Here is a 12,061-nt window from a genome sequence, read left to right as displayed (position 1 = left end):
AGGGAATAAGTGCGATCGACTGCACCCATTACCTATAATTATACTCGCTTAGCTTTGTCTTTTTGCTGCTTTAGATAAGAGTTAGCCCAAGCATACCGTCGGGAATCTTTCTTCAGCAGATAGTTTATAACTTCCCGCCGTTTATTTTCATCCTTGGCATTTTTGACAACCCGTTTCATTTCCGCATCCTGATCTTTGGGAGAAGCACCGCGTTTAATTGCCTCATTAAACCAACGCTCACCCTCTAACAATTCGCCCCGCTCAAAACCAATAGCTCCCATTAAAGTGTAAGGATGATGACTCTGAGGCTGATACTCAATCGCTTTTAGAGCGCACTCTTCAGCATCATCTAGTTGATCGATATCTCGGAAAGCACCGCCCCTAGTTGTTAGTAATGCTGACTTGAGTTTATTTTCTTTTATTTGGTTGAAGTCGAAATTTTCTGTCAGCTTCAATGCTCTTCTAGGTTTATCCGCCTTGCGCCAATGACTGCTGGCATTAGGCAAGTTCCATTTATTTCCAGTGCGCTGGTACTCCTGTTCGTAGAAAGTTGCTTCGTTTTTGTGGTAAGCAGTCCAAATCTTGCCAGAGAAAAGTTTCTGCCCTTGATATCGTCGCTCTTCCTGCCACCCATAATGGCTATAGCTAGGTTGAGATGCTTCAAGTTTATTCTCCTCCAGCCAAGCTACATCTATCTCCTCAAGTCGCTCTCCTTTATCCAGCTTTTGCAGAATTGCGTACAACGGACTCGACGGTGATTTATCTTTATAGTTAGAGACATCATATTTCGACTTCAGAGCAGCAAATTCATTTTCTTGGGGAAAAGTAATGATATCCTCACGTCCATTCTGTTTCGCCCAATCAATATCAGCCTCACTCAACTGCTCTCCCGATTTGATTTTGGACTTCAGACTAGCAGCATATTTGTCAATAGCGAGCGCCATCGTCTCAGTCAGTTTACGCTTTTTCAGAAAGTTAATATCTGGCTCACCTAGCTGACTTGCTGAATCAATTTTCTTAAGAACTTTATACAGATGGCTAGAGAGGGATGAATCCTCATATTGGGTAGCTTTATACTTAATCTTCAGTTCAGCAAAGTGCCGATTATTTTCAATTTCTACAACAATGCCAAGCGTTTCGCTCAGTTGATGCTCTTCTAGCCAATTAATATCTAATAAGCTCACCTGCTTATCCGCATCCAGCTTTTTCAGAATTTGATAGAGCGGACTAGATAGAGATGAATCCTGGTGTTTGGTTGCTTGATACTTATTCTTTAGTTGAGAAAATACTGTTTGTTTTAAGGTTTCTTGTTCCTCAAAAATAGCAAGTGTTTCTGATAGTTTTTCCTGTTTTAACTATTGAATATCTTTAGTGCTCAGTGGCTGCTTTTCGTCAATTCGTTTCAGGATTTTATAGAGATTGCTTGAGGGTGATGAATCCTGATTTTTAGTAGCTTTGTACATAAACTTCAGTCCAGCAAAGTGCTGCATTTTGCGAGAAATTTCTATCGGTTCATAAAACCGATTCAATTTCATCCATTCCATCTCCATACTACTCAGTTGATTTCCTCTGTCAATTTGGCAAAGAAGGTCATACAGACGATTAGAGATAGATGAATACGAGCTACTGACTCGGTATTTTATCGCTAGTTCAGCCAAGTGCCTCTCTTTATTTATTTTTTCTTCTTGCTCTCGTTCCCTTTGTTGTTGCTCTCGTTCCTGCTCTCGTTTCCAAATAAGCTTTACTTCTTGTTGCGCTTTTTCCAAAGCCAAACTTCCTTCTTTCAAAGCCAAACTTTCTTCTTTACTCAGTTTCTGACCTGAGTCAACCTTCTTAAGAATTTTATAAAGAGGATTGGAGGGAGAAAGCTTCATTATCCATCCCCATTCTTTTATAAAAAGATGTTCGTCTGAAGTCAGGTTTACTCCTTCAGTACGCATATTCAGAAGTCCTCTCAACGTCCAACATATACTAGAAAGAGGGACGCCCCGATATTTATTGGCTTTATTAGTTGCTTGATACTTAACCAGGAGAAATGCAAATTCTTCAAAAAAACTTTCATCCTTCATAACAGGTCTCACATCAATATTTTTACTCAAAAGTTACAAAAATTAACACCTAAAGCCTTCCCTGATTCCATCAAATCATCCGCAGCCAATTCACCCGGATAAAAACGATCGCTCAAAATCTCTTTTTTTTAACCAGTGATTATGAATAAATCTTGTTTATTGTCGATCGCCAACGTCTACAATGAGACAAATCCGTCGTTAGCGCAGCCCTCGAAGAGGATCGCATTCCTGGGCGTAAGGTGCTCCGTGCTCACCTTACGCTTGAAAACTGTTTAAAAATTCTCCATCAATGCTTTTTCTTGAGCGTAAACATCTCGTAGCTGTTGCAGCGCTGAGGCAGAAATTACCGATTTAACTGTAGCTACTAATTTACCCCACTCAAGCAAGCTGTCAACTGAAACAGCCGTTTTGAAGTTGTATGTATAGAATTTAGTCCAAAAATCTGGTGCTTGTGTCCGTTTCCAGCGTTTGTACCATCCGAGAAAATCTCCAGCACAGGGCTGTTTTACTTCTAAGATTGGGGGGAAATCGGCGTAGCTGACAAACCTGCTGATTCCTTGGGCGTGAACGTATACCATGCAGTGGCAGCATTCGATCCGGTATATCTGTTCTGGTGATATGTTGAATAGGAGTGCCACTGTTTCTTCGGTGACAAATCTCGATCGCGGATTGACGATCGACGATTTGTGAATAATTTTTGATGCGCCGATCTCTGACGATCTTAGCTGATTTTCTGATATCATTGTAGTTGCATCTGGTGGTGGTAGCTAAATCTATCTCTGCTAAGTGCGATCGACAGAAATAATCTGTCGGGATTAATTTTAACTGGCGATCGTCTTTAGTTTGCCGACCGGGGGCGATCGCTTTTTGATATATTATACTAAATCCAAAATTTTGTAAATAGTGAATATGAGCAAAGGCTTAGTCAGATTGCGGGTTCGAGAGTTGGCTGCCGAGAAGGGATGGACGCTCAAGGAAGTTGCGGAGCGATCGGGCGTGGGCTACAGTACCATTAGCAATTATGCCCGTTCTCAGGGGATGGCAATGGTTGACTTTGCAGCAGTCCACAAGCTGGCTCGAACTTTTGATGTGATGATTGAGGATTTCGTGGTAATCCTGGAAAAATAGTTGAAAGTTTTGCCTCTATTCAATGTTTGAGCGATCGACTAAAAGCAGATGCGAACAAATAGTTTAACCTGCGATACTAATTCACAGATGCGATCAACCGAGCCTCCCAAAGACTCCCTCAAACCATGCCCAAGCCAAAAAAGACCCCCGCCAAAACCTACACTGAAATCAACCTCAGCGATCCTCAATATTACTTCAACCGAGAACAAAGCTGGCTAGAATTCAACAACCGCGTGCTCCACGAAGCCCTCGACCCCCGCACGCCCCTCCTAGAAAGACTTAAATTTCTCGCTATTTTTAGCTCCAACCTAGACGAATATTTTATGGTGCGCGTGGGCGCCCTCAAACAGCAAGTACACGCAAAAGTCAGCAAATTGACCTCCGACGGCAGCACGCCTCAACAACAGCTAGATGCCATTAACAAGCGGCTTTTGCCGATGGTTACTCAGCAGCACTCGTATTTTGAGCAAACCCTGCGGCCGAAACTAGCAGCAAGCGAAATCTACATTCTCGACTACATTGACCTCAATCAAGAACAGCGCAATTACTTGCACCGCTACTTCAAAGAACAAGTATTTCCCGTACTCACTCCCCTAGCAGTTGACCCCAGCCACCCATTCCCCTACCTTTCCAATCTCAGCCTCAATTTAGCAGTAGTAGTCAGAGACCCCGACACGCGCGAAGAATTATTTGCCCGCGTTAAAGTACCGCAGGTTTTGCCGAGGTTTTTGCCACTACCGGGGGATTTGCAGTGGCAGCAGAGGGGCAAATCTCCTGTTTGGACTGGCGTGCCCCTAGAACAGGTGATTGCCCACAATTTAGAAGCTTTGTTTCCGGGGATGGACGTTGAGGAATATCACCCGTTCCGCATTACTCGCAATTCCGATTTGACGGTGGAGGAAGATGAGGCAGAGGATTTGCTGCTGGCAATAGAACAGGAGCTCCGCAAGCGCCGGTTTGGAGGTTCTGCGGTGCGGATGGAAATTCAAGCGATTATGCCGCCTGCGCTGCGAGATATGCTGATGGAGGAGCTGGATCTCGGTGAGCAAGATGTTTACGTCGTAGAGGGGCTGCTAGGCCTCAAGGATTTGATGTCTTTTGTGGGGTTGCCGGTGCCGGAACTGAAAGACCCGCCTTGGACTCCGGTTGTGCCGCCGCGCTTGCGGAACTCGGAATCGGCAAGGATTTTAGACAAATCGAGGTTGGATGCTGAAGATGGTGAGGATATTTTCACGACCATCCGGCAGGGGGATTTGATGTTGCACCATCCCTATCACTCGTTTGCGGCGACGGTACAGCGGTTTATTACTGAGGCGGCGAACGATCGCTCCGTGTTAGCGATTAAGATGACTTTATACCGCACTTCTGGAGATTCGCCGATCGTCAGCGCCTTAATTCAAGCAGCGGAAAACGGCAAGCAGGTAGCCGTTTTAGTAGAGCTCAAAGCTAGGTTTGACGAAGAAAATAATATTAATTGGGCTCGCAAGTTAGAACAAGCTGGAGTCCACGTAGTTTACGGTTTGGTGGGACTCAAAACCCACACCAAGATTGTGATGGTAGTGCGTCGCGAGGACAGCTACATCCGCCGCTACGTCCACATCGGCACCGGCAATTACAATCCCAAAACAGCCGGACTGTATACCGATGTGGGTTTGTTGAGTTGTCGCGAGGATTTGGGATCGGATTTGGCGGATTTGTTTAATTATTTGACTGGTTATTCGCGGCAGGTATCTTATCGCAAATTATTGGTCGCACCTGTCAATATGCGCGATCGATTTTTAGCTTTAATCCGCCGCGAGGCAGAATTCTGCCGCTTGCAGGCCGAAGGCGGCATCGGTAGCTGCGGCCGCATTGTCGCTAAAATGAACGCTTTAGTTGACCCTCAAATCATTGTTGCTTTGTACGAAGCTTCGCAAGCGGGAGTTAAAATTGATTTGATTATCCGGGGGATTTGCTGTTTGCGTCCCGGCGTTGAGGGTGTTAGCGAAAATATCCGAGTTATCAGTATTATCGGTCGCTTTTTAGAGCATTCTCGGATGTTTTATTTTTTCAACGGTGGCAACGAAGAGGTGTATATTGGTTCTGCTGACTGGATGCAGCGCAATCTCACCAGACGGGTTGAGGCCATAGTTCAGGTGGAAGACCCGACAATTGCCATGGAATTGCAAGAAATTTTGGGAGTAATGCTGGCTGACAACCGCCAAGCTTGGGATTTGCAGTCTGGGGGAAACTACTCTCAGCGGCGGCCGCCTGCTAATTGCCCAGAAGTGAGCTCTCAGCAAATTTTGATGGATATGGTGATGAATTAGTCAGTTTTCAGTTGTCAGTTGTCAGTTGTCAGTTGTCAAATTTGCAGTTAGCAGTGGTCGGTTCTTGTTAGCTATTAAGCTGTACTGCATTTAATTTTCACTTTTTGGGCGGGCAAGATGCCCACCCCACAAGATTTTCACTAACATAACTATCCAAATTAAATGCCCGACAACAACTGACAACTGACAACTGACAACTGACAACTGACTACTAACTACTTAACTGTTAAAAGTACGCTTAAATTCTTCTAAGAGATCGTCAATTTCTTCGATCGCCTGACTCACATCTATTCTCAGGGCTCCCAAGTCCGATCGATCTAACAGCCGCACGAGGGATTCCCGCTTGCTCTCGATCTGTGCTACGCGCTCTTTGATTGTTTGTGCATCCATGGTTTTTTGCCTTTGCTACTATTAACAAAAATATTTGACATTCCCCCCTGCGAACAGACGGAGATTCTTAATCCACCGACATACCTTTATGGGCAAATCCTTCACTGTTTTTATATGAGAAGTGATGAACCTGCTCAGGATTTTTGGGTCTGTGTTATAGTTTGATTGTACATCAAAACTTCCCCCAAACTTCAGCCAAATTTTAGCGCAAAAAAGGCGGACGTTTGGTATCTGCGGGTTTATTTTTCATCATTCCAGCTAAAAATCGCTTCAGGGCCTTCTCCCGGTTTTTCATAAAAGCAGCCCAAAATCCCGGTTGGTATTCATCCATTGTCTTGGCTAGGGCCCAGACATCGATCGCTAAGATATTATAAAGCCTTTCATCTTCGCGTTTGAGCGAGTTAATCTGCTCCAAAACCGCCTTGTTTGCTCCAGCAGTTTGTTTGTCTTCGTCTTTAATCATGTCCGAAAAATGGTTGAAAGGGCAAGAGTGTCGATCGCGATCGCCACTCTGTATACTTTGATGATACTGCCGATCTCGATTGCCTTCTGGAACCAACGCCGCGCAATTAACACGGATATTTACCGATGGCGTGCCCGGGCGAGTCCGGCAGGATAAGCTTCTGAACCTAGAGACAAGACTGTGGATGCACACCGCTCCCGCGCTCATAGATGCTAGCAGTTTTTGCAGGTCTTTTGGCAAAAAAACTAAATTTATTCAAGACTTTTTGACAGATAATAATTAAAGTATATTATTTCTGTCCGACTACTTACCTCATTAATATGTTACGCAAAATTTCTTTAGCAAACCTAGCCTTAGTTGTGGGCGGTATTATAGCAGCAGTCGGTTTCGGAGCCTACTTCACAGACAGACCTACCCTGAACCTAGCCGGTTTTTTTTATGGAATTCCGCTGTTGCTGGGAGGTTTGGCCCTGAAAGCGGCCGAACTCGAACCAGTGGAGTTCACCGAACCGACTTCTCCCGAAGTTCTTCTCCTGCGAGAAAGTCAGGCCACCGATACTCAAAACCAAGTCCGCAAAGATATCACCCGATTTCGCTACGGCCAACCAGCGCACTTAGATGATGCTTTGGAGCGCTTGGGCCTGGCCCCGACAGACGAGGAACGACCACTCCTGCAAGGGTTGCGGGAAGTTAATGTTGACGGTGCTTATGGGTTAATTTTAGAGTTTTATTCGCCGCTAATGCCGATCGAAGTCTGGGAAGAAAAGCAAGACAAAATAGCTACTTTTTTTGGGCCAGGTTTGCGCGCACAAGTGAGTCAAAAGCCTGATGACAAAATTGAAGTGGCTCTCATTAAAAATACTCAAGCTTAAAGTAGTCTTAAGTTTTGAGTGCGTGAATTTTGAAGTCATCAATTAAACATTAATCTTGCATCAGCTTAGATACTGATTTTAGCGGCAGCTTGAAACCTGTCGCTATCCACATAAACTAAATCCGCAATTGGGCGATCGCGCAAATTAGATTTTCCTTAATTACAATAATAGTTGAGAACCGATCGGCAATCTTAAATCGGGAGAAGCACAGATGGTTTCGTCCCAAAGCAGGATAGGTATTATCGGCGCCGGACAGGGTTTGTCAGTTGCAGTTAAACAAGCGTCGAAGTGGATGATAGCAGTCTCAGTTGCAAATAATCCTGGCTCAGTCTGGAGTAGAATAAATGAGCAGGTTGAATCCGCCAAACTACATTATTGACCACAATGTATAGGGAAGAGAGGGATACGCCAATGTCAGAAAACAGAGTGTCCATCACCGCCAAAGTACCTTTAACTGCTCAACAGCAGTGGGAGACTCTCATGGCTCATCACTGCGGACGTTGGCAAGGGGTATTGGTTAGATATGATGCCACAGGGCAGGTTCTCGATATTCTTGATTCTGTACGGAGCTTCATTCCTTCTGACGATCGGCAAACAGTCACCCATTCCATCGACTTCAGGAGTCGGATGACAGAAACAGTAACGCAGAAACAATGGGTTTTGACCTAGGGTAATCCGCTGATTATCCATCCGTTTGATCCAGAAGCTTATCTGCTTTTTAATCCCCATTCTTCTGACACAATGATGGGGCCGGATCGAACGGGTTCAAGCTTCTATTTTGAGCATTACCTCCTGGCATCAGGAAAAAGAACAAGTGTGGCGGCGATATACCCATCTACGGCAAATAGCCCTCAGCCTAACCTGTTTTCCTTGTTTCGAGAGAGCAAAGAAGAGGCCGCGGAACCTTGGTGGTCTGAACAAACTCACTGTAGGCTCGATCGAGTAAACGGCCTCAAACTTCCTGCTCAAACGACAGGCGGGACGTATGTTTCATTAGATGAGATGGCTCAACTGCCAGTTCCTCCTCAACCCAGTGAAATACAAGGCGATTTTCTACAAATCCAATTTCCAGATGCAATAGAGGTTGTTCTTTCGAGCGCTCGATTCAAGACTCCATATTATGCCTCCATGCGTTGGACACCAGATACCACTGATACACAGCGAAGCTGTACTTTAATCTACGAACAACCGGATCAAAAGGCTGATGTATTCGCCATTTAACAGCCTCAAATTTCCACTTCTGGATGAATGAGCTGGTATCCTTCTGCTTTGAGCTTCTGATTCGATATGCGCCGACTATTCGATCGCTCGGTTGTATCTGACCCATCCCATTCTACTTCAGGTAATTCGTAGCGATCGCAGAGTTGTTTAAACAATTCACGAGCAGTAATTGGAACATCATTCACTAGGTTATAAACTCCTTGTAATTGACGAGCGAGCGCCAACTCACTTGCTGATACAATGTCGTCCAGATGAATCCAGTTCGTGAAATGATTGCCTGTGCCTGGGCGAGTTGTGCCTGCAAGCTTACTTAACCGTTTCTTGAACTCGCGATCGGGTCCATAAATGGCTGCTAGGCGAAAGATACATACTTTCAAATCTTGGCTGGATGCTGACAGCAAAACTTGCTCTGTCTCATGTAAAATCTCTCCATGTCTGTTAGCTGGTGCCACAGGTGAAAGTTCACTCACCCAGGCTCCATTACTATTGCCATACACCGCCGAACTACTGGTATATATGAGGTGTTTTATGTTGGGAAAATGCTTCAAGGCAAGAACAAGGTTGTTGGCCGTATGCAGGTATGTCTCCTCGTACATATCGGAATCTACTTGGTGGTTTGCTGTAGGAGCGAGACTCAGGAAGACCACTTCTTGATTTTGCAGGATCGTCTGTAATGTCTCTTCATCGCAGCGCTTCAGGACGATCGCCTCGTTGGCCACTTTCTGTAACTCCCCAATCCGGTCTTGCGTTGTCGTCGTTGCAGTAATTACGTGACCCAGCTTCCGCCAATGCTGGGCAACGGCACTTCCAACATAGCCACAACCAATAATTATAGCGTTCATCCGTTTTTTCAACTTCTGATATAGAAGGCTCTAGATTGCATCCAAGATAACAATATATCAAAGTTACAAAACTTTACGCACTATTTTATTGGATTTGCATTCTGGGCATTTCCTGCTACTTTTTCTCCAGATCATCCCTCTATTAGGGAACGCCGAGTTAATCAGCATTAACAAACAACCGGGAACGAGTAATAAAACGCTCTCCATCCGGCCCTTCCAGGGAAAAATCGCTGCCTCCGGGTCCCGATGCCACGTCTATAATTAACTGCGTGTGCTGCCAATATTTGTATTGCTGCGCTGCAATATAAAAGGGACAACCCCCTATTTCCCCCAGCAATACGTCACCATCACCGATTATCAATTCGCCATTGGGAAAGCACATGGGGGAACTACCGTCGCAGCAGCCGCCGGATTGGTGAAACATCAATTCTCCATGTTGAGTTTTGAGATAGTTGATTAATTTTAAAGCCGCTTCTGTTGCGGTGACTTTCGCGATGGTTTCCATTGCAGTCTCTTTGTGTAGCAATTTTATTTCGTTTTTGAATGAGATTTTTTTTTATGAACCGCAGAGGGCGCAGAGGGCGCAGAGGGCGCAGAGAAGGAGAGGAAAGAGAGAAAGAAGGAGTTCGCGAATCATTGAAGTTTGTCCTTCTTCCTTTTTCCTTCCCAATGACTAAAACCTTAGAAGAAACCTAATGCTTTGGGGCTGTAGCTGATTAACAAATTCTTAGTTTGCTGGTAGTGATCTAACATCATTTTGTGATTTTCGCGGCCGATTCCCGATGATTTGTAGCCGCCGAATGCTGCGTGAGCGGGATAGAGGTGATAGCAGTTTGTCCACACGCGGCCTGCTTGAACAGCGCGACCCATGCGGTAGGCGGTGTTGATGTCGCGAGTCCAAACTCCTGCACCTAAACCGTAGAGAGTATCGTTGGCAATTTCTAATGCTTCGGCTTCGTCTTTGAAGGTAGTGACTGCTAATACTGGGCCGAAGATTTCTTCTTGGAAAATTCGCATTTTGTTGTTTCCTTTGAAGACTGTCGGCTGGAAATAATAGCCGTCTTGCAAGTCGCCGGATAAGATGTTTCTTTCGCCACCAATCAGACATTCTGCGCCTTCGGCGTGACCGATTTTGACGTATTCGGCGATTTTTTCCATCTGGTTGATGGAGACTTGGGCGCCGAGGGCGGTTGTCGGATCTAAGGGGTTGTCTTGTTTGATTTTGCGGATGCGATCGATCGCCCTTTCCATGAATCGATCGTAGATTGACTCCTGAATTAAGGCGCGGGAGGGACAGGTGCACACTTCGCCCTGGTTGAAGGCAAACATGACTAATCCTTCGACTGCTTTGTCGAGAAATTCGTCGTCTTGGGCGCAGATATCTTCAAAGAAAATGTTGGGGGATTTGCCGCCTAATTCTAGGGTGACGGGGATGACATTTTGGGAGGCATATTGCATGATTAGCCTGCCGGTGGTGGTTTCGCCGGTGAAGGCGACTTTGGCAATCCGGGGACTGGTGGCGAGGGTTTTGCCGATTTCGGCGCCGGGCCCGTTAATGACGTTGATTGCGCCGTCTGGTACTAAGTCGGCGATGATTTCCATCAGTACCAAGATTGAGGCGGGGGTGGGGCCTGCTGGTTTGAGGACGACGCAGTTTCCGGCGGCGAGGGCTGGGGCGAGTTTCCAAGCGGCCATTAATATCGGGAAGTTCCAGGGGATGATTTGTCCGATGACGCCTAGGGGTTCGTGGAAGTGGTAGGCGACGGTGGTTCCGTCGAGTTCGCCGATCGACCCTTCTTGAGCTCGGATGCAGCTTGCGAAGTAGCGGAAATGGTCGATCGCCAGTGGTATGTCTGCGAGGCGGGTTTCGCGAATTGGTTTACCGTTGTCCCAGGTTTCGGCGATGGCGAGGCGATCGAGATTTTCTTCGATGCGATCGGCTATTTTGTGTAAAACTCGCGCCCTATCGGCTGGGGAAGTCTTACCCCACTTGTCTTTCGCAGCGTGGGCGGCATCTAGTGCCAATTCTACATCCTCCGCGCTCGATCGAGGAACTTGACAAATTGATTTTCCTGTAATTGGAGACAGGTTTTCCGAGTATTTCCCTTTCACCGGTGGCACCCACTTGCCGCCGATAAAGTTGTCGTAGCGAGTTTGAAAAATCGACTGACTGCCGGATTGAACAGGTGCTGCTACTACCATTTTATTACCTGATTAAAATTTGTTTTTGCGGAGGCTTGAAATCTCTTGAGCATCAACTATCGTCTATTTTCCGCAACTTCGGTCAGTTCATATACAAAATTTTACATTTGTTAAATATTTTGCAGTCACTGTATGGGCGGGTTCACCCACAATCTCAGGCTAAAACCAACAATCTCAAAAACCCGCTCCCACCCAACGGTAAATACTATTAAGTAACTGTGAGGCAGCGGAATTTATATCCGAAATTTAGTACCTTTACCAGGTAGCAAAAAACACTTTAACTCTCCTTTGTGCTGCTCTACAATTATCCGATAGCTGAGACTAAATCTTGACAAAATGGCTGGTTATGCCAACCAACAATGGAGCAGAAACTGGCGCTGTGAGATATTTGCTAATTCCCATATCCTTATCAGCAACCTCAAGATAAATCCCCTGAAAATCGACCACATCAGTGCCAATCCAAATCATCGGCTTAAATTTGATTGATTGCAACTATTACAACTCTTGAGCCGACTCTTCTAAAACATCGATCGCGTGATTGAGGCTATTCACACAAGCTTGATTG

General features: G+C 45.6%; 14 protein-coding genes. 5 read left to right on the top strand and 9 right to left on the bottom strand.

The window, feature by feature from the left end:
• Positions 1-38: 38 nt before the first annotated feature.
• The 3 genes from QUB14_RS02930 to QUB14_RS02920 all read right to left on the bottom strand — a co-directional run bounded on the left by QUB14_RS02930 (position 39) and on the right by QUB14_RS02920 (position 2,812).
• Entirely contained in the window at positions 39-1,184 is a 1,146-nt protein-coding gene (locus tag QUB14_RS02930) for a hypothetical protein (protein WP_333214948.1), read from the bottom strand.
• A gap of 171 nt (positions 1,185-1,355) precedes the next feature.
• The gene (locus tag QUB14_RS02925) at positions 1,356-2,069 is read right to left on the bottom strand and encodes a hypothetical protein (protein WP_333214950.1); all 714 of its coding nucleotides are present in this window, start codon (positions 2,067-2,069) and stop codon (positions 1,356-1,358) included.
• A gap of 272 nt (positions 2,070-2,341) precedes the next feature.
• The gene (locus tag QUB14_RS02920) at positions 2,342-2,812 is read right to left on the bottom strand and encodes a hypothetical protein (protein WP_333214952.1); all 471 of its coding nucleotides are present in this window, start codon (positions 2,810-2,812) and stop codon (positions 2,342-2,344) included.
• Positions 2,813-2,978: 166 nt separating this feature from the next.
• On the opposite strand from QUB14_RS02920, the gene QUB14_RS02915 reads away from it, so the two are divergent.
• Entirely contained in the window at positions 2,979-3,197 is a 219-nt protein-coding gene (locus QUB14_RS02915; RefSeq protein ID WP_006632503.1) for a helix-turn-helix domain-containing protein, read from the top strand.
• A 125-nt stretch (positions 3,198-3,322) separates the two neighbouring features.
• A complete protein-coding gene (gene ppk1 / locus QUB14_RS02910) occupies positions 3,323-5,506 on the top strand; it encodes a polyphosphate kinase 1 (RefSeq protein ID WP_333214954.1) in 2,184 nt (727 codons plus the stop codon).
• Between the two features lie 219 nt (positions 5,507-5,725).
• Here the strand turns inward: ppk1 and QUB14_RS02905 are convergent, their stop codons facing one another.
• Both QUB14_RS02905 and QUB14_RS02900 read right to left on the bottom strand, forming a co-directional pair.
• Entirely contained in the window at positions 5,726-5,896 is a 171-nt protein-coding gene (locus QUB14_RS02905) for a hypothetical protein (RefSeq protein WP_333046052.1), read from the bottom strand.
• Between the two features lie 202 nt (positions 5,897-6,098).
• Positions 6,099-6,599 (bottom strand): hypothetical protein, encoded by a 501-nt coding sequence (locus QUB14_RS02900; protein WP_333093762.1) that lies wholly within the window; start codon positions 6,597-6,599, stop codon positions 6,099-6,101.
• An 80-nt stretch (positions 6,600-6,679) separates the two neighbouring features.
• On the opposite strand from QUB14_RS02900, the gene QUB14_RS02895 reads away from it, so the two are divergent.
• The 3 genes from QUB14_RS02895 (at position 6,680) to QUB14_RS02885 (ending at position 8,452) form a co-directional block, all read left to right on the top strand.
• On the top strand, positions 6,680-7,231 hold the full coding sequence (locus QUB14_RS02895; protein WP_333214956.1) for a DUF2854 domain-containing protein: 552 nt from the start codon (positions 6,680-6,682) through the stop codon (positions 7,229-7,231).
• 411 nt (positions 7,232-7,642) lie between these two features.
• Complete coding sequence (locus tag QUB14_RS02890; protein WP_333214958.1) at positions 7,643-7,900, top strand: DUF3598 family protein; 258 nt, start codon at positions 7,643-7,645, stop codon at positions 7,898-7,900.
• 147 nt (positions 7,901-8,047) lie between these two features.
• Positions 8,048-8,452 carry a hypothetical protein gene (locus QUB14_RS02885; RefSeq protein WP_333214960.1) on the top strand — a complete coding sequence of 135 codons (405 nt, stop codon included), beginning with the start codon at positions 8,048-8,050 and terminating at the stop codon, positions 8,450-8,452.
• A gap of 5 nt (positions 8,453-8,457) precedes the next feature.
• Here the strand turns inward: QUB14_RS02885 and QUB14_RS02880 are convergent, their stop codons facing one another.
• The 4 genes from QUB14_RS02880 to QUB14_RS02865 form a co-directional block, all read right to left on the bottom strand.
• The gene (locus QUB14_RS02880) at positions 8,458-9,294 is read right to left on the bottom strand and encodes an SDR family oxidoreductase (protein WP_333214961.1); all 837 of its coding nucleotides are present in this window, start codon (positions 9,292-9,294) and stop codon (positions 8,458-8,460) included.
• 157 nt (positions 9,295-9,451) lie between these two features.
• Complete coding sequence (locus QUB14_RS02875; protein WP_333214963.1) at positions 9,452-9,799, bottom strand: DUF779 domain-containing protein; 348 nt, start codon at positions 9,797-9,799, stop codon at positions 9,452-9,454.
• Between the two features lie 176 nt (positions 9,800-9,975).
• Positions 9,976-11,496 carry an acetaldehyde dehydrogenase ExaC gene (gene exaC / locus QUB14_RS02870; protein WP_333214965.1) on the bottom strand — a complete coding sequence of 507 codons (1,521 nt, stop codon included), beginning with the start codon at positions 11,494-11,496 and terminating at the stop codon, positions 9,976-9,978.
• A gap of 321 nt (positions 11,497-11,817) precedes the next feature.
• A complete protein-coding gene (locus tag QUB14_RS02865) occupies positions 11,818-11,988 on the bottom strand; it encodes a hypothetical protein (RefSeq protein WP_333214967.1) in 171 nt (56 codons plus the stop codon).
• Positions 11,989-12,061 lie beyond the last annotated feature (73 nt).

This window comes from Microcoleus sp. B3-D2 (assembly GCF_036705345.1).
Taxonomy (GTDB): Bacteria; Cyanobacteriota; Cyanobacteriia; order Cyanobacteriales; family Microcoleaceae; genus Microcoleus.
The sequence above is the reverse complement of the archived record's forward strand: the minus strand, read 5'-3'. Positions and strand labels throughout refer to the sequence as shown.